Genomic DNA, 17,932 nt, shown 5'->3' on the forward strand with positions numbered 1-17,932 from the left:
TCCAAAATTAAGCGTCTATGAAATAACATCCTAATTAATTAGGTTTTAAAATCAATCAATCAAAAAACAATCAAAAATGAAAAAACTCATGTTCATTTGTGTGCTTTTACTATCTGTAATTGTAAGTGCACAACCAGCTAAAGAATTAAGAGATGGAACTGTCTCAGGGCGAGTAATCGACGCTTCACTAAACCAACCACTCCCTTATGTTAATGTAATTATTAAAACAACCGCAAACCAAACTATTACGGGAGGAATAACAAAAGACGATGGTACTTTTGAAATTAAAAGTATTCCCGAAGGCGATGTTGTTGTAAGTATTCAATATATCGGATTTAAAACTATTGCTAAAACTGTTTCTGTTGGAAAAAACGGTTATGATATAGCTCTAGGAGATATAATGCTTGAAGAAGATGTTGCTAGTTTAGACGAAGTTACTGTTGTTGCAGAGGTAACAACCATTCAACAAAAAGTTGACAGAAAAGTTATAAATGTTGGAAAAGATTTAACTACTACAGGACCAACAGCTTCAGATATTATGAATAATATACCATCTGTAAACGTTGACCAACAAACAGGAAATATAAGTTTACGAGGAAACGAAAATGTACGTGTAATGGTAGATGGTAAACTATCTAATGTACCAATTGCTCAATTATTAAAGCAGATTCCTTCAACATCTATTAAACAAATTGAATTAATCACAAATCCATCAGCAAAATATAATCCTGAAGGCATGAGTGGTATCATTAATATTATTCTTCATAAAAACACCAATATTGGATTTAACGGAAATATTAATCTTGGATTAACAAAAGAGATTTATGCAAAATTTAATAGCTCAATAGATTTAAATTATCGCAACGGAAAATTCAATCTTTATGGAAGCTATGGCAATAATATTGGCAAATCTGCGAATTATGGTAGTATTGAACGTTTAGATGATAATTCTGAACAGCTATTCGATTTTTTTAACAACAACAAATCACATTTATATAAAGTAGGATTAGATTTTTATATGAATGATAATAATACTGTTTCATTCTTTACAAACCAAAACATATATGATGGTTTTGGCGCTGGAACAACAGGAGTATTATATCCTAATCAACCTTTACAGCAGCAAATTTTTGATAACGACACACAAAACTTATCGTCTCAATATAATGGTGTATTTAATCATAAGTTTAAAAAAGAAGGTGAAAAATTAGATATAGAAGCAGATTATAGTGTTTTTAGCCAAGATGAAATTGCAAACTTCAACTTTCAAAATTTCTCTTTTCCTCCAAACTATAGTGATTTTGTAAATACTGATAGAGATCAAACTACAATAAATGTAGATTATGTAAATCCTTTATCTGAAAAAGCAAAATTAGAAATTGGTGCTGAAGCAAGGTTATTTGACACTAAAATTGATTATACTTCTACAGGATTATCTGTAAATGAAAATCAAGATAACATACCTAATAATGGCGATGAATACATACCAACACCACAAACAGATTTTAGTTATAAAAGAGATATCTATTCATTATACGCTACTTATGGTAAAACATTTGAAAAGTGGAGTTATCAAGTTGGCTTAAGAGCAGAAAGTGTTATGGAAGATGCAAATGCTTTCCGTACCTTAGAAAACTCTACAGAAAACACACCGTTTGAAAACGATTACTTTCAAGTATATCCATCAGTATTTTTAACCTACAGTCCTAGTGATAAAAACTCATACCAAATGAGTTATAGTCGACGTGTGGACAGACCAGGTTTACAACAAGTAAATCCTATTAGAGAGTGGAGTACACCTTTAATTTCTTCTTTTGGAAATACAGAGTTACAACCACAATTTACAAACTCAATTGAAGCAAATTACACCAGAAAATTAGAAAACGGATCAATAACAGGTGGTGTATTTTATCGTCTGGTTGAAGATGAAATTAATAGAGCAGTTTTTATAGATAGATTAGATATTAATAAAAACATATTAACCTACGATAACTTCGATAACACTACTGCCTTTGGAATTGAGTTAAGCAGTAATTTCAGACCTACAAAATGGTGGAATTTTAATGCAAGTTTTGACTTGTACTCTAGAAAACAAAAAGGAATTGCCGAAACTTTAACTGCACCTACAAATGTTGCTACTGTTGACGATATTATTTTAGAAACTATTGAGGTAGATAATCTAGTTTGGAACTTTAGAATGTTTAATAATTTTAAAGCAACAAAAAAACTAAACCTATCAGTTTTTACTATGTATAGAGGTGAAGAAAAAGGTTTACAGTTTACCAGAAAGCCAATGTTTATGGTTAACACAGGATTACGCTATTCGTTCTTAGAGGACGACAGAGCTACATTTAGCTTTAATTATAGCGACATCTTTAACACCATGAAGTTTGAGTTTGAAGGAGACAGACCAACACCTCAAGCTGGACAGTTTAATTGGGAAAGCAATTCTTGGAACATTGGATTATCATATCGTTTTGGAGGAGGTAAATACAGAGCTTTACAACGTAAAAACAGAGATGATAATGAAAAAGATGGAAGTGGAGGATTTATATAAAAATTTTAATAGCCTACATAATAGTTGATGGTTAGTGTTAAGTCTGGCTATTAAATAGAAAACCCGAAACCTAAAGTTTCGGGTTTTTACTTTTAATAGAAATAAATTGTTAAAGTTTGATAATCAGTGTAATGAATATATAATTTATTCGTCTTTATATAAACACTAAACGAATTTTAGATTAATTTGAATTAGCCTTCTACTTAAACATGAGTTCGATTTTTTATTAAGTGTTATATAAAAGATTAATAGCATTAAAACCCAAAGCATTTTGTTTTGGGTTTTTTATTATTGTTAACTAAAGTTAAATATGTTAAAAATTGAAATAAAATTAAAATTCTAACGTCTATAAGTAAGTGATAAGTTTTAAAAGGTTAATTAGTTTAATTGGTTAGTTAAATTGGTTAATAGCTGAAAAGCCCAAACCTGATAGGTTTGGGCTTTTTTAATTTCTGCTTCCGCAGAATTTTATTTTTTACCATTTAATAATAACACTTCCCCAAGTAAATCCGCTACCAAAAGCAGCCAATACTACTGTATCGCCTTCTTTTACTTTGCCTTGCTCCCATGCTTCTGTTAATGCAATAGGAATAGATGCTGCAGTTGTGTTTCCGTATTTCTGAATATTATTAAAAACTTGGTCATCACTCAAACCAAACTTTTTCTGTATAAATTGTGCAATACGTAAATTGGCTTGATGCGGAATTAACATATCTATATCTTCTTTTTGAAGATTATTTTTCATTAACCCTTCCATAATTACTTCACTAAAACGAACTACTGCATTTTTAAATACAAACTGTCCATTCATATAAGGGAAATAACTTTCGTCATTAGGATCGTTATCTTTTATAATATCATTTACCCAACGTTTTCCCATTCCTGGTGCAATTAACACTAATTCTTCAGCATGTTCTCCTTGCGAATGTAAATGTGTCGATAAAATTCCTTTGGTTGTATCTTCCTCTCTTGTTAATACTGCTGCTCCTGCTCCATCACCAAAAATTACTGTAACACCTCTACCTCTTGTAGTTTTATCTAATCCATGTGAATGCAATTCGCTACCAATAACAAGCACGTTTTTATACATTCCAGATTTAATGTATTGGTCTGCAACTGAAATTCCATATACAAATCCAGAACACTGATTGCGTATATCTATGGCTCCAACAGTTTTAATATCTAATGCGTGCTGCACTTGAACTCCTGGTCCAGGAAAATACATATCAGGACTTAAGGTTGCAAATACAATAAAATCGATATCGTCTTTACTAATTCCTGCACGTTCAATAGCAATTCTGGCAGCCTTTACTCCCATTGTTGCTGTTGTATCTTCAGAGTTTGCTTTTACCCAACGACGCTCTTGTATTCCTGTACGTTCTTGAATCCACTCATCGCTGGTTTCCATGAATTTTGACAAATCATCATTAGTAACCACATTATCAGGAACATAATGTCCTAGTCCAATTATTTTCGAATTATACATGCTCTTAAAATTTATTCAATATACTTTATTAATTATGAATCATGCAAAAGTAAGTGTCGCAATGTAATTAATAATACCATTTTCGTAAAATTTTGTTTATAAAATGTCAGTTTGTCACCTTTTCAGTCTTGGTACTTTTTTTGACTAACACTAAAAAGTAAATTAAGTTTAACAAATAACCGTTTTCACTTTCGTGGAAACAATTAATAATTTAAATATGACAAAAGGAAATATTAATGTTTCGGTAGAGAATATCTTTCCTCTCATTAAAAAATTCTTATACAGCGATCACGAAATCTTTTTACGTGAGCTAATAAGTAACGCAACAGATGCGACTTTAAAATTAAAGCACATGACTACTGTTGGCGACTCTAAAGCAGAATATGGCAACCCAATAATTGAAGTTAAAATTGATAAAGAAGGCAAAAAACTTCACATTATTGATCAAGGTTTAGGAATGACTGCCGAAGAGGTTGAGAAATACATTAATCAAGTTGCTTTTTCTGGAGCTGAAGAATTTTTAGATAAGTACAAAGATTCTGCTAAAGATTCAGGAATTATTGGTCATTTCGGACTTGGTTTTTACTCAGCCTTTATGGTTGCAGAAAAAGTTGAGATTATTACAAAATCACACACTGGCGAACCAGCAGCACATTGGACGTGTGATGGCTCACCAGAATTTACTTTAGAACCTTCTGATAAAACAGAACGTGGTACAGAAATTATTCTTCACATTGCTGAAGATTCTACAGAGTTCTTAAAAGAATCTAGAATTAAAGAGTTACTTACAAAGTACAATAAATTTATGCCTGTTCCAATTAAGTTTGGAACCAAAGAAGTTAATGTGGCTTTACCTGAAGATGCTCCAAAAGACGCAAAACCAGAGAAAAAAACAGTTGATAATATCATCAACAACCCAAATCCTGCTTGGACAAAACAACCAACAGATTTACAAGACGAAGATTACAAATCGTTTTACAGAGAGTTGTATCCAATGCAATTTGAAGAGCCTTTATTCAACATTCATTTAAATGTAGATTATCCGTTTAATTTAACTGGAATTTTATATTTTCCAAAAATGACGAACGATATGAATATGCAAAAGGATAAAATCCAATTGTATCAAAATCAAGTGTTCGTTACAGATAACGTTGAAGGTATTGTACCAGAATTTTTAACCATGCTACGTGGTGTAATCGATTCGCCAGATATTCCTTTAAACGTGTCGCGTTCGTACTTACAAGCAGATGGAGCTGTAAAAAAGATTTCATCTTATATTACTCGTAAAGTTGCCGATAAATTAAAATCGTTATTCAACAATAATCGTGAAGATTTTGAAGCTAAATGGAACGATATTAAAATTGTTATCGAATACGGAATGCTATCAGAAGAAAAATTCTTCGAAAAAGCAGATGCCTTTGCATTATATCCAACAGTAGATGGTAAGTATTATACCTACGAAGAACTTTTCAATAAAATAAAAGCAAATCAAACAGATAAAGACGATAAATTAGTAATCCTTTATGCATCTAACACAGATGCGCAACACAGCTATATTGAAGCTGCAAAAGCTAAAGGTTATGAAGTATTGCTATTAGATTCTCCTATTGTATCGCACTTAATTCAAAAGTTAGAAAGCACTAAAGAAAATATTTCTTTTGCACGTGTAGATGGCGACCATATTGATAACTTAATTAACAAGGAAGAAACTAAAATTTCTAAGTTAACAGACGAGCAAAAAACAGAATTAGAAACGGTTTTAAAAGACACTATTCCTTCTGAAAAATTCATGGTTCAGTTAGAAGCTATGGATAGCAATGCGTCTCCTTTTATAATCACGCAACCAGAATTTATGCGTCGTATGAAAGAAATGCAGCAAACTGGTGGAGGCGGAATGTTTGGAATGGGTAACATGCCAGAAATGTATAATTTGGTAGTAAATACAAACTCCGATTTGGTTGGCGAAATTTTAAACACCAAAACCAAAAAGAAACAAGAACGTTTAATAAACCAGAGTTTAGATTTAGCGCGTTTATCTCAAGGCTTACTAAAAGGTGAAGAGCTAACAAACTTTGTAAAGCGTAGCTACGAACTATTAAAATAATATGTTATACTGAACTTGTTTCATTATCTCATAGAAACCTAAAACCACTTTGTGAAAACAAGGTGGTTTTTTATTGATTAATAGTTACTTAAAGCAGCATTTTCATTTTATATATTAAAAAGCTAACTTTGTTTAGACAGCTGATGTAGGTATATGAAAAATATACTTATAAAACATTAAGTAGTTTATGATTTAAAAAATCCATTTTATAATTCAAAGTGCAACAACTCTAGGAAGAAACTAAATTTATTATGATATGAAAAAACTAATCTTATTATTCACGCTTTTCTGTATTTTTTCTCTAAAAAGCTTTTCTCAAGACGCAATGATTGGAGAAATAAAATTATTTGCAGGCAATTTTGCTCCACGTGGTTGGGCTTTCTGTGAAGGACAGTTATTACAAATTTCTGTACATTCAGCGTTATTCTCAATTTTAGGAACTCAATATGGAGGAGATGGAAGAACCACATTTGCTTTACCTGATTTAAGAGATGCAGTTCCTATTAGTGCAAGTAATACAAGAAAACAAGGCAGTGTAGTAAATGGTGCTAATTTTAAAATTGATAATACACAAAGTAGCGCTACTGTTAAAACTGTTTCATTGAGATATATAATTGCTTTAAATGGGTTTTATCCAAGTCGTAATTAAAGCATCTTAACCAGAATTAAAAAGATAATACTTTGTTGTATAAAAAACATTTATAGTGTTTTTCGTTAAACAAAACAAAAAACCACTTTGTGAAAACAAGGTGGTTTTTTTGTAACCAATTGATACTTTTATCGTCACATAAAAAAATCGTAAATTCAATCAATCAAAAATCAATCACAATGAAACTATTACAATCAACAAAAATTTTATGCTTAGCGTGTCTTACACTTTTCTGTTTTTCTACTGCAATTGCACAAACTTTAGAGCAACAAATAGATGAATACTTAAAAGCCGAATACAAAGCCAACGAGCCAGGTGTTTCCTTTTTAATTGCAAAAGATGGAAAACCTATTTACCAAAAAGCCTTCGGAATGGCAAATTTAGAGCTTAACGTTCCAATGGCTACAACAAATGTTTTTGAAATTGGCTCTATAACCAAGCAGTTTACTGCTGTTGCTATATTAATGCTAGAAGAACAAGGCAAACTAAAAGTTGAAGACGACATAACCAAATACATTCCTGATTATCCAACTCAAGGAAAAAAAATTACCATTCATCAGTTACTAAATCACACTTCTGGTATTAAAAGTTATACTAGTATGGCTAGTTTTATGAAAAATGCCAGAACAGATATGTCTCCAAAAGAACTTATTGATGTTTTTAAAAATGAACCTATGGATTTTGATCCAGGTGAGCAATTTTTGTACAATAACTCTGGCTATATATTATTAGGTTATATTATTGAAGTAGTTTCTGGCGAAACCTATGCCGATTTTATTCAAAAGCACATTTTTGATACCTTAGGAATGACGTCTTCTTCTTATGGAAGTATGACAAACATAGTTCCAAATAGAGCTTCAGGATATTCCGAAAGCGAAAACGGATACCAAAATGCTGAGTATTTAAGTCTAACCTTACCTTATGCAGCAGGATCTCTTATGTCTACTACTTCCGATTTGTTAACTTGGCAAAACGCATTAAATAACTACACTCTTATTAAAAAAGCGAGTTATGAAAAAGCTATACATGGCTCTACTTTAAACAATGGCGAACACATAACTTATGGATATGGTTTAGGAGAAGAAAATATAAATGGCTCAACCAGTATTCAACATGGAGGAGGTATTTTTGGATATACTACAATGGGAATTTATTTTCCTCAAGAAAAGATTTTTGTATCTGGATTAACCAATTGCGATTGTAAAAACATTACAGGAGTTATAACTGCAATTGCTGCCATGGCAATTGGCAAGCCTTTTCCAAATAAAAAAGATGCTATTAAACTATCTGAAACCGACGCTAAAAAATGGGTAGGAACATATCAATTTGAAGGTAATGTTGTTAGGTATGTTACTTTTGAAAACGGACAACTATTTAGCCAAAGAGAAGGAAGTACAAAATTGGAAATCTATCCAATGAGTAAAACTAATTTTATTTTTGATGGAGGCAATACATCTTACGAGTTCTCTGAAAGCAATGGTAAAAAACAAGCCAAATTTACTAATAATGGCACTTCAATAATTGGTAACGAGATTGATAAAGCGCCTCCTGTAGAAAAAGAGACTATTACTTTATCACCAGAAGTTTTATCTCAATATACTGGTAAATACGAATTAGCTCCAGGTATGGTTATGGATGTGACTACAAAAGAAAATCAAATTTTTGTACAGTTAACAGGACAACCACAATTTGAAATATTTGCCGAAAAAGCAGATACATTTTTCCTTAAAGTAGTTGTGGCACAACTTGTTTTTAATAGAAATACTGAAGGCAAAGTAACTGGTGTTACACTAAACCAAGGCGGACGACAAATGCCTGCTAAAAAAATAGAATAGCATTTAATAAAAAAGCATTAAAAAAAACCACTTCTCAATGAGGTGGTTTTTTGTTGGTAATAGTTAAAAATTAAGTTTTGTGAAAATAATTGTTTTAGGCTCAAATAAAGCTAGATGGTAAAACAAGATGATTTAATTGTGACTTTAGATTAAAACTTGTGTTATATAGTTATACACTGTTTTACAAAACAATTAATTCATTATAATTATGGCATCTAAAGTCTCAAAAAAAGACAACTCTGAAGATACTACTCCAGAACAAAAAACAAGTAAACTAAAAGTTGTTAAAGACTTTTTATTAAAACACATTGTAAAGGTAATTTTATTGCTTTTGGTTATTGTAGTATTTATTTGGAGTCGAATTCAAATAAGTAGTTTAAAAAGTGATTTTAATCAGCAAAAAACTGAAATCACTAAAAAATATGAATTAAAACTTGACAGCCTTAATATTGCAAGAATGGAGCTTACTGCAAAAACATTTTCTTGGGCTGTACGTAGTGAGTTACAACGCCAAAACAAAGAGCAAGTAGAATTGTTTTTTTACGACTTTATAAAATCACCACAAATAGAGAAATTACAATATATAAATTCTGATAATTCGACAATTGAATTGTCAACAAATAAAAAAGAAGAAGGATTAATAGCTACTTCCGATTTTTTTAAAACCAACGATCAGCTTACAAAAAGCGACTCTACATCTTTTAAAATTGCTACACCAATTATGGGACTCAATAAAAAATTAGGTGTTGTAGTTATAGAAGTAAAAAAGCAATAATGTATTAAAAAAATATATTGTTAAACCACCTTAAAAAATAAGGTGGTTTTTTATTTGACATATCAAAAAATAGTCGAAATTCGTTTACAATATTATAAACCAAATTACTACTATGACGCCTTGGATTATTTTAATATCGTATGCTCTGTTCTTGTTACTATTCGATTTTTTTGTACTCCATAAAAAAGACAAAGTAACTACAGTAAGAAAAGCCATTTTCGAAACCATTTTCTTTGCTTCTAATGCATTGCTTTTCACTTTTGCGGTGTATTGGTTTTATAACACCAATATGATAGATAATGTAAACAACTTATCTGCTTCAGATGCTGTTGTAAAATATCTAACAGGTTATATTATTGAGTTATCATTGAGCGTCGACAACCTTTTTGTTATTGCTATAATATTTACAGGATACAAAATTCCAAGTCAATACCAACATAAACTCCTTTTTCTAGGCATACTTGGCGCTATAATTTTTAGAGCTATTTTAATAAGTATTGGTTTAGTGCTCATTCATAAAATTCATGGTATGAGTATTATTTTTGGATTGTTCTTATTGTACACTGCTTTTAAAATGCTAAAAAAAGAAGCCGAACATGAAGAAGTGCATGAACCTAAAGGCATTATGAAACTGTTTAGGTTTAGCAACAGTATGGATGGGGGAAAATTTGTAACCAAAGTAAATGGTAAACGTGTATTTACAACTTTGTTTGCTGCACTTGTTGCTATAGAGTTTACCGATTTGTTATTTGCTTTAGATAGTATTCCAGCAATTTTTGCCATAACCACAGACCCATTTATTGTATATAGCTCTAATATTTTTGCCATAATGGGATTGCGTTCACTATACTTTTTCTTGGCAAACATGCTCGAAAAATTTGTGTATTTAAAGTACAGTGTGTTCTCTATTTTAATTTTTGTATCGCTTAAATTAATGACAGCAGGTTTTGTAGATATACCTGAATGGTTCTCGTTACTTTTTATTGCAATGTCACTTATTATTGGTGTTTATGTGTCTTTAAATTTTAATAAAGACGCCGAAAAACATAAAAAAGAATAATATAATTTACGTAGAACTACGTATTGATTATTTCAATTTTTAAAACTAACTTCGTTTAACTTCTGATATAAATCATTAAAACAGATTCATATCATGTTTGTTTTACACAAGTTTCGGAAACAAGTAAAATCTATAGCTTCACTCATTGAATCAATTTATTTACTAATTCTAACTCATATAATTAGATTTGATTTTCTATTTTACTTGAAAATATTAGTTCAAAATGAATTTATCTAAAAATCTCTACACATACTTTCTGATTTTATCGTTTTTTATGTCTTGCTCGACAAATAAGAAAATGATTCATAAAGAATCTAAGATTATAGGTACATATAACGACTATTTCGGAGATAGAATTGAATTAAATGCTGATTCAACTTTTAAATTTAATTACGCATTTGATCTTATTTCAAGTTGGTCAATCGGAAAATGGAATGTAAAAAGTGATACTATTTATTTTGAGACTAATCTTGTGATGGATACTTTAACTATAAGGGATTTAAACAACAAAATAATTCGAGATTCATTAGTATTATCTGATGATACTAAAATCGATAGAATTGAATTAATTGATAATATCTCATCAATACTTTCAAGTGGTGGACAAAATAGAAAAAAAGTCCCAGAAAAACTGTTCTGGAAAAATAACAAGCTTTACCGATTTGATAGTATCGGAAGATTAGATTTAAGGAGAGTTGATGGTTTTTGGACTAATAAAAAATATAACACATACTTTGTTAAATCAGAAATGTAAAAACCAGTGTACAACACCATGTATAATTAATTACTACTGTTAGTTAAGCAGAAGAAAAAAAATTATTTTTAAAACTAAATAAAATAATTGAAAAATCACGACCGCTCAGCTGTCGCGCTTTTTCTCCAGCGGAATTTTCGCTGTAAACGGCTCATCCAAACGCAAAAGCGCTTGGCTGAATTCCGCAACAAATCATACACAAACTCATTGTAAGCAATTATGAGAAACATCTGGAACATAATTTTAATTTCATTATTCGCAGTTGGATTAGCTAATGCTCAAGACAATCTGCAGACTGTTGAATACAACGAATTGTTGAAATTGAAAGTTGATGAAAACCGATTTACCTTTGGTTGGCTAGACAGTGTTTTCAGCGGAATTCCTTGTTTCAGAGATTATACAAAATCGGATATTCAAACTGAACTTGTTGACCCAAAAACGGACTCGATTATATATACTTCATCAGAACCAAAAAGAAACGGATTGATAATCGTTCCAAACAGCATAGAAGTTGACAAAAAAAGTAAGAAATTTCAAATTAGCGGAAAAATAACTGGTGGTTGGGAAAGTGTAATTCCAACTGAATTTAAAATTTACATTGGACATCGGAACGACACGATTTCTAACACTACTCTTTCACCAAACTTGCATGGAGACATATATTTTAATGGAAGAAAAATGGACAGTACAATTGTCATCGATACAGTTCCTGCCTTCTATATGAGTGATTTACAAAGATTTGAAGCTTATCGAGGAAAGGAATATTTAGAAAACTCAAAATACAAGGAAATGCTCTTTGAAATTAATGGAATAATAGACGAAAAGAGCATTTTAGTTTTTGGACTTTCGTCACGCTATGCCGAGATATTTGAAATCGGAAAATTATTAACTGAATAAAATAACTACTTACAACAATGGCTATAAGCAATCGCTTGTTTTCGCCTACTTCTGAAAAATCCTCGCGGATTTTCAGTTAAGTGTGTACTTGCAAAGTTAAGTGCTAACCAACCCAACTAACCATACACAAACACGTTAAACGAAAATCAAAAACCTACATTCTTTCAGGCACATTAATACCTAACAAGCTAAATGCATTTTTAATAAGGTTGGCAACAGTAAACGATAATTGCACTCTAAACGTTTTTTCGTTGTTGTTATCAGCTCCAAGTATAGATACATTTTGATAAAATGAGTTAAACTCCTTTACCAAATCGTAAGTATAATTAGCCACAAGTGCAGGACTATGATTATCTGCTGCATTTTGTATCACTTCAGGAAATAACTGTATTTGCTTTATAAGCTCTTTCTCTTTGTCGTGTAATGTAACCTCAACTTTAGCAGTCATATCTACTTCTGCTTTTCGCAAAATAGACTGGATTCTAGCATATGTATATTGTATAAAAGGTCCTGTATTTCCTTGAAAATCGATAGATTCTTTAGGATCGAACAAAATTCGTTTTTTAGGATCTACTTTTAAGATGTAATACTTTAAAGCTCCTAGACCAATAGTTTTATAAAGTTCTTGCTTTTCAGCTTCAGTGTAACCTTCTAATTTTCCAAGCTCTTCAGATATTTCTCCAGCTGTAGAAGCCATTTCATGAATTAAATCGTCAGCATCAACAACAGTTCCTTCTCTACTCTTCATTTTCCCAGAAGGTAAATCTACCATTCCGTAACTTAAATGAAACAGGTTTTTAGCCCAATCGAATCCTAATTTTTTAATAATTAAAAACAAGACTTTAAAATGGTAATCTTGCTCATTACCTACTGTGTACACCATTCCTCCAACATCTGGATAATCTTTTACACGTTGAATAGCTGTACCAATATCTTGAGTCATGTATACTGCTGTACCATCACTACGTAATACTATTTTTTCGTCTAGTCCATCATCGGTTAAATCACACCAAACTGAACCATCTTCTTTTTTTATAAACACTCCAGATTTTAATCCTTCAGCTACAAATTCTTTACCTAACAAATAGGTTTCACTTTCATAATATAGTTTATCGAAATCGACACCTAGGTTTTTGTAAGTTGTATTAAATCCGTCGTAAACCCAACCGTTCATTTTTTCCCATAAAGCAACAACCTCTTTATCGCCTGCCTCCCATTGTAATAGCATTTGTTGCGCTTCTAACAATATAGGAGCTTGCTTTTTAGCATCTTCTTCAGATATACCTTTAGCAACTAAATCTTGTATTTGCTTTTTATATTCTTGGTCAAATTTTACGTAGTAATTACCAACAAGCTTATCGCCTTTTAAGCCTGTGCTTTCTGGAGTTTCACCATTCCCAAAATACTTCCACGCCAACATACTTTTACAAATATGAATCCCTCTATCGTTTATAATTTGGGTTTTGTAAACTTTTTTACCTGAAGCTTTAATAATCTCAGCAACGCTATAACCTAATAAGTTGTTTCGCACATGACCTAAATGCAAAGGTTTGTTTGTGTTTGGTGACGAATACTCAACCATTACAGCTTTTTCACCAGCTTTAGGAGACTTAAAACCAAAAGTTGTATTGTTAGCTATTGAATTGAAAAAGTTAATATAATATGCATCGTTAATCTCGATATTCAAAAACCCTTTTACAACATTAAAAGCTTTAACTTCTTCAACCTTTTCAACTAAATACTCACCAATCGTTTCTCCTATTTGCTGAGGGTTACCTTTTACAACTCGCAACATTGGAAACACAACTACAGTAATATCTCCTGCAAACTCTTTACGAGTTGCCTGAAATTCTACAGATTCTAATTCGGCATTATAAACAGTTTTTACTGCTTCTTTTACATAATTGGATAGTGTGTCCTGAAGGTTCATTTTTGCTTTGTATTATAAGTTGGCAAAGATAGAATTTTTAAAACAAGTAAGTAACAGATTTTGTAATGAAATATATATCTTAGTCCCTATGAGGAATCGCATTTTACTTATTTTACTTTCTGCTGTAGTTTTTAACTGTAGTAACTCTAATGAAAACGTTGTTCAACAGCCAGAAACTACCTTTTATAAAGGTATGGATTTATCGTTTCAAAGTGAGTTGGAAGACTATAATGTTACTTATAAAGATGCTAACGGAAATACTATTGATTTGCTAAATTATGTTGCTAACAATGGCACTAATCTAGTACGTTTAAAATTATGGCACACTCCACAAGATGGACAAAATAGTCTTGCTGATGTAAAAGCATACGCACAACGCGTAAAAAGCAATAACATGGATTTTTTACTCGATTTTCATTATAGTGATTATTGGGCAGATCCAGGAACGCAAACACCTCCTGTTGCCTGGCAAAGTATGACCAATACTCAGCTAAGAAATGCCGTTTACAATTATACCAAAGATGTTGTTCAGCAATTAAAAAACCAGAACACAATGCCAAAAATTATTCAAATTGGAAATGAAACTGACAGCGGTTTTTTATGGAATTATGGCAAAGTTTGGAACGAATTTTCTAACAATTGGGTAAATTATGCTGCTTTGGTAAACGAGGCAGTAAGAGCCATACGAGAAGTTGATAATGCAAATTCTGTGAGGATTATGCTGCATCATTCTAGCGTAGAGAACGCTATTTACTTTTTTAATGAGTTAGCAGTTTACAATCTTGATTTTGATATTATTGGATTGTCATATTATCCGCAATTTCAAATTCGTAATCTTAGTTTGGTTCAGTCAAAAATTAATGAGTTAGCAACCACTTTGAATAAAGATATTTTAATGGTAGAAGTTGCATATCCTTTTACTTTACAATGGGATGATAACAATACAAATTATATTGGCAGCAACGATCAAATTTTAAGTGAGTTTCCTGCAACTCCAGAAGGCCAAAAAGCCTATTTTGAATGGCTAGTTACAGCTATTAAAAACATACCAAATAACCATGGTATTGGATTTTGTTATTGGGCTCCAGATTGGGTAGCCTTTACAGGTAATGAAGCTACATCAACAAATGGTAGTTCGTGGGAAAATCAATGCATGTTCGATTTTAATCACAAAGCACTTCCTGTTTTTGATGTGTTTAGAGCTAATTAAAAATTAGGCAGACTTCTTTCCTCCTAGAAAACTTAAAACAACAGCTACAAGCCCTAAACCTATAGTAATATAGGCATCTTTATTGTCTTGACCTTCAAATTCGGCAATACCAATGTCAACAGATGTTTCTGGAATTATTAATTTATAAATTCCGTATCCTAATAATCCTAATCCGACGATTAACAATATTAATTTAATGGCTTTGTTCATATCTTAAATTTTTAATTGTATTGTTAAGATAGCAAATTTTAATTTAACATTTAACTACTTGATTTGCAGATTGTTAAAATTTAATAAAATCACAACGTGCATTTCGTCGACAAACGTGTAGTTTTCCTATGTTTTTTGCCTTTCATCGATACTTCTTTTTTTAGAAAAAAATAATACACCACTTCATCTAATTTATTAGCATTAAAACCTAAAAATTAGATTTTTCTGCTCCTTTTAGCCATTTTTGATATTAGCTATTAATCAAAGTCCCAAATATTGATGATACATAATATTCAACCTTTAACGGGATTGTTTTTGTATTTTGTGTTCTTACTTATCCTCTCCCTCAAGGCAAGTTCGCTGCAAAACAACATTGCAATTATTAAAACTAGTCTCAACAGATGAAACAGTTAATTACATTAGCTGCTTTTTTTTCTGCCCTTTTTTGTTTTTCACAAACAAATGAGATAGATAGCCTATCCTTACAACTAGCGTATCAAAAGCAAGATGTTTCTAAGGTAGAAACCTCAATGCACCTTATTAGAGCGCTTTACAAGGCTAACGACTATAAAAAAGCATTAATGTATATTGATGAGACTGAACGTTTATCTAAATCGTTGAATTATACAAAAGGGAATGCGGAAGCCAATTACTACAAGGCTCTTATTTATGCTTCAAAAAACGATTATTTTAATGCCATAGATAATTACAATAAATCTAAAAGACTTTATAAGCAAATAAACGATACTCTTGGTATTGCCAAAATAAACAACAACATTGGTATTATTGAAATTAAACGTGGTAACTATGTGTCTGGTTTAGAAAACTCGTTATCTGCAATTAAGGTTTTTGAAAACAGACATCTTCGTGAAGACTTAAGTTCTGCTTACAACAATTTAGCTGAAGCTTATTTTAATACACACCAAATAGATAAAGCTTTAGAGTTTAATGTAAAAGCATTAAATGTTAGAGAGCAACTACGCGATAGTTTAGGCATAAAAAGTTCGACCAAAAATATTGCTATGCTTTACTCTATGCGTAAAGAACATAGAAAAGCTATTGAATATTACGAGAATGTATTGCGAATGCTCAACCCAAAACAAGACCAAGCATTACGAGGCGAAATACTTCCTCGAATTGGTAATGAGTACTTACAGTTTAAAGACTACGACAATGCTAATAAGTATTTAGCAGAAGGCTTACAATACAACCGTTCTATTAATAATAAAGATGGAATGCTAAGAACTTTAAACTCTATTGGACAACTTAACTTAGAACAAGGCAACTTAAAGGTTGCCCAAATGCATATAGCTGAAGCTTATAATTATGCCAAAGGGACTACTGATAAAATTGAAGTTTTAAAAAACTACAGGCTTTTAATGAAAATTGATTCCACTAATAACAATTTTCAAAGTGCATATAATTGGCAAAGGCAGTATTTTAGTTTAAAAGAAGAATTAGAGTCTCAAGATTTACCCAAAATCCCTGTAAATACAGACTCTATAAAAGAAGGGATGTCTTCAAGTATTGATGATTTTGATGATATTTCTTCACTCGAAAAAAATATAGAAAACGAAAACCAGGTTAAAAAACTCAAAGCAATCTCTTATATATTGGTTGCTGCTTTTATTACTGTACTAACCATTTTACTTCTTATTTATTTAAAGAGAAAAAACACTTTAAGGTACACACAAGAGCTAGAAGAAAAGAATGAGCAAATTCAAATTCAGAACGAAGCAATTTTAGAGCAAACTCATCATCTTGAAGAAATTAATAAAGTAAAAGACCGATTGTTTTCAATTGTGTCTCACGATTTAAAAGATTCTATTTCTTCAATAAAAGGCTTTTTAGATTTACTTAAAGAAGATAGTATTTCTAAAGAAGAGTTTAATGAACTTATTCCTGAACTAAGCGAAAATGCGAATAATGCATCTTTGCTTTTATACAATTTATTAAACTGGTCTAAATCGCAAATGCAAAACTTAGAACCAAGTCCTGAGATGTTTAATATTCAAGAGGTGTTTCATAACAAGATAAGTTTGGTTGAGCAAAAAGTTGAGCAAAAACGAATTGTTGTTATTGACGAATCTCAGCGCGATTTTGTATACGCAGATAAAAGCATGATTGAAATTGTAATTCAAAATCTTATTACTAATGCTGTTAAATTTAGCAGAGTTGGAGATATCATTACAATATCTAACAGAAGCCAAAATGGTAATGCTTTAATTTGTGTTGAAGATACAGGTGTTGGTATTTCTAAAGAAAATTTAAGTAAGCTGTTTAAAAATAATAACTTCACTACTATTGGTACCAAAAATGAAAAAGGTACTGGCTTAGGATTAACTATTTGCAAAGAATTAGTTGAGCTTAATAAAGGCAGAATTTGGGTTGAAAGCACTCAAAATGTTGGTTCTAAATTCTTCATTGAGCTACCTAAATCTAAAATTTCTGAGTAAAGTATTTTG

The 17,932-nt window shown here is 31.1% G+C and carries 12 protein-coding genes and 1 pseudogene; 10 read left to right on the forward strand and 3 right to left on the reverse strand.

Annotated features, from left to right (window positions below; all coding sequences use genetic code 11):
* The first annotated feature begins 76 nt into the window (after nucleotides 1-76).
* Nucleotides 77-2,557 (forward strand): TonB-dependent receptor, encoded by a 2,481-nt coding sequence (locus IEW41_RS12065; RefSeq protein WP_188606629.1) that lies wholly within the window; start codon nucleotides 77-79, stop codon nucleotides 2,555-2,557.
* A gap of 475 nt (nucleotides 2,558-3,032) precedes the next feature.
* Here IEW41_RS12065 and IEW41_RS12070 read toward each other — a convergent pair whose 3' ends face one another.
* Nucleotides 3,033-4,043, reverse strand: a complete 1,011-nt coding sequence (locus IEW41_RS12070; RefSeq protein ID WP_188606630.1) for a 3-oxoacyl-ACP synthase III family protein — start codon at nucleotides 4,041-4,043, stop codon at nucleotides 3,033-3,035.
* A 217-nt stretch (nucleotides 4,044-4,260) separates the two neighbouring features.
* Here IEW41_RS12070 and htpG point away from each other — a divergent pair, with 217 nt between their 5' ends.
* The 7 genes and pseudogenes from htpG (at nucleotide 4,261) to IEW41_RS12105 (ending at nucleotide 12,117) form a co-directional block, all read left to right on the forward strand.
* On the forward strand, nucleotides 4,261-6,147 hold the full coding sequence (gene htpG / locus IEW41_RS12075) for a molecular chaperone HtpG (RefSeq protein ID WP_188606631.1): 1,887 nt from the start codon (nucleotides 4,261-4,263) through the stop codon (nucleotides 6,145-6,147).
* A gap of 325 nt (nucleotides 6,148-6,472) precedes the next feature.
* Nucleotides 6,473-6,652 (forward strand): annotated as a pseudogene (locus tag IEW41_RS14600) (phage tail protein); the annotation flags it as partial.
* 323 nt (nucleotides 6,653-6,975) lie between these two features.
* Nucleotides 6,976-8,631, forward strand: coding sequence for a serine hydrolase (locus IEW41_RS12085; protein ID WP_188606632.1), 1,656 nt, complete (start codon nucleotides 6,976-6,978; stop codon nucleotides 8,629-8,631).
* A gap of 208 nt (nucleotides 8,632-8,839) precedes the next feature.
* Entirely contained in the window at nucleotides 8,840-9,406 is a 567-nt protein-coding gene (locus IEW41_RS12090) for a hypothetical protein (RefSeq protein ID WP_188606633.1), read from the forward strand.
* Nucleotides 9,407-9,518: 112 nt separating this feature from the next.
* Complete coding sequence (locus tag IEW41_RS12095; protein ID WP_188606634.1) at nucleotides 9,519-10,466, forward strand: TerC/Alx family metal homeostasis membrane protein; 948 nt, start codon at nucleotides 9,519-9,521, stop codon at nucleotides 10,464-10,466.
* 298 nt (nucleotides 10,467-10,764) lie between these two features.
* Nucleotides 10,765-11,220, forward strand: coding sequence for a hypothetical protein (locus IEW41_RS12100; RefSeq protein ID WP_188606635.1), 456 nt, complete (start codon nucleotides 10,765-10,767; stop codon nucleotides 11,218-11,220).
* A gap of 219 nt (nucleotides 11,221-11,439) precedes the next feature.
* Nucleotides 11,440-12,117 (forward strand): hypothetical protein, encoded by a 678-nt coding sequence (locus IEW41_RS12105; protein ID WP_188606636.1) that lies wholly within the window; start codon nucleotides 11,440-11,442, stop codon nucleotides 12,115-12,117.
* Between the two features lie 154 nt (nucleotides 12,118-12,271).
* Here IEW41_RS12105 and argS read toward each other — a convergent pair whose 3' ends face one another.
* The gene (gene argS / locus IEW41_RS12110; RefSeq protein WP_188606637.1) at nucleotides 12,272-14,047 is read right to left on the reverse strand and encodes an arginine--tRNA ligase; all 1,776 of its coding nucleotides are present in this window, start codon (nucleotides 14,045-14,047) and stop codon (nucleotides 12,272-12,274) included.
* An 88-nt stretch (nucleotides 14,048-14,135) separates the two neighbouring features.
* Between argS and IEW41_RS12115 the strand changes: the two genes are divergently transcribed.
* Nucleotides 14,136-15,257 carry a glycoside hydrolase family 53 protein gene (locus IEW41_RS12115; RefSeq protein ID WP_188606638.1) on the forward strand — a complete coding sequence of 374 codons (1,122 nt, stop codon included), beginning with the start codon at nucleotides 14,136-14,138 and terminating at the stop codon, nucleotides 15,255-15,257.
* A 3-nt stretch (nucleotides 15,258-15,260) separates the two neighbouring features.
* Here the strand turns inward: IEW41_RS12115 and IEW41_RS12120 are convergent, their stop codons facing one another.
* Nucleotides 15,261-15,467, reverse strand: coding sequence for a hypothetical protein (locus IEW41_RS12120; RefSeq protein WP_188606639.1), 207 nt, complete (start codon nucleotides 15,465-15,467; stop codon nucleotides 15,261-15,263).
* Nucleotides 15,468-15,868: 401 nt separating this feature from the next.
* On the opposite strand from IEW41_RS12120, the gene IEW41_RS12125 reads away from it, so the two are divergent.
* On the forward strand, nucleotides 15,869-17,923 hold the full coding sequence (locus IEW41_RS12125; protein WP_188606640.1) for an ATP-binding protein: 2,055 nt from the start codon (nucleotides 15,869-15,871) through the stop codon (nucleotides 17,921-17,923).
* Nucleotides 17,924-17,932 lie beyond the last annotated feature (9 nt).

This window comes from Aquaticitalea lipolytica, assembly GCF_014641635.1.
GTDB lineage: Bacteria > Bacteroidota > Bacteroidia > Flavobacteriales > Flavobacteriaceae > Aquaticitalea > Aquaticitalea lipolytica.

Coding starts and splice junctions, on each gene's coding strand:
- IEW41_RS12100 (WP_188606635.1), top strand. CDS start 10,765: ATGATTCATAAAGAATCTAAGATTATAGGTACATATAACGACTATTTC.
- argS (WP_188606637.1), bottom strand. CDS start 14,047: ATGAACCTTCAGGACACACTATCCAATTATGTAAAAGAAGCAGTAAAA.
- htpG (WP_188606631.1), top strand. CDS start 4,261: ATGACAAAAGGAAATATTAATGTTTCGGTAGAGAATATCTTTCCTCTC.
- IEW41_RS12095 (WP_188606634.1), top strand. CDS start 9,519: ATGACGCCTTGGATTATTTTAATATCGTATGCTCTGTTCTTGTTACTA.
- IEW41_RS12065 (WP_188606629.1), top strand. CDS start 77: ATGAAAAAACTCATGTTCATTTGTGTGCTTTTACTATCTGTAATTGTA.
- IEW41_RS12115 (WP_188606638.1), top strand. CDS start 14,136: ATGAGGAATCGCATTTTACTTATTTTACTTTCTGCTGTAGTTTTTAAC.
- IEW41_RS12085 (WP_188606632.1), top strand. CDS start 6,976: ATGAAACTATTACAATCAACAAAAATTTTATGCTTAGCGTGTCTTACA.
- IEW41_RS12090 (WP_188606633.1), top strand. CDS start 8,840: ATGGCATCTAAAGTCTCAAAAAAAGACAACTCTGAAGATACTACTCCA.
- IEW41_RS12120 (WP_188606639.1), bottom strand. CDS start 15,467: ATGAACAAAGCCATTAAATTAATATTGTTAATCGTCGGATTAGGATTA.
- IEW41_RS12105 (WP_188606636.1), top strand. CDS start 11,440: ATGAGAAACATCTGGAACATAATTTTAATTTCATTATTCGCAGTTGGA.
- IEW41_RS12070 (WP_188606630.1), bottom strand. CDS start 4,043: ATGTATAATTCGAAAATAATTGGACTAGGACATTATGTTCCTGATAAT.
- IEW41_RS12125 (WP_188606640.1), top strand. CDS start 15,869: ATGAAACAGTTAATTACATTAGCTGCTTTTTTTTCTGCCCTTTTTTGT.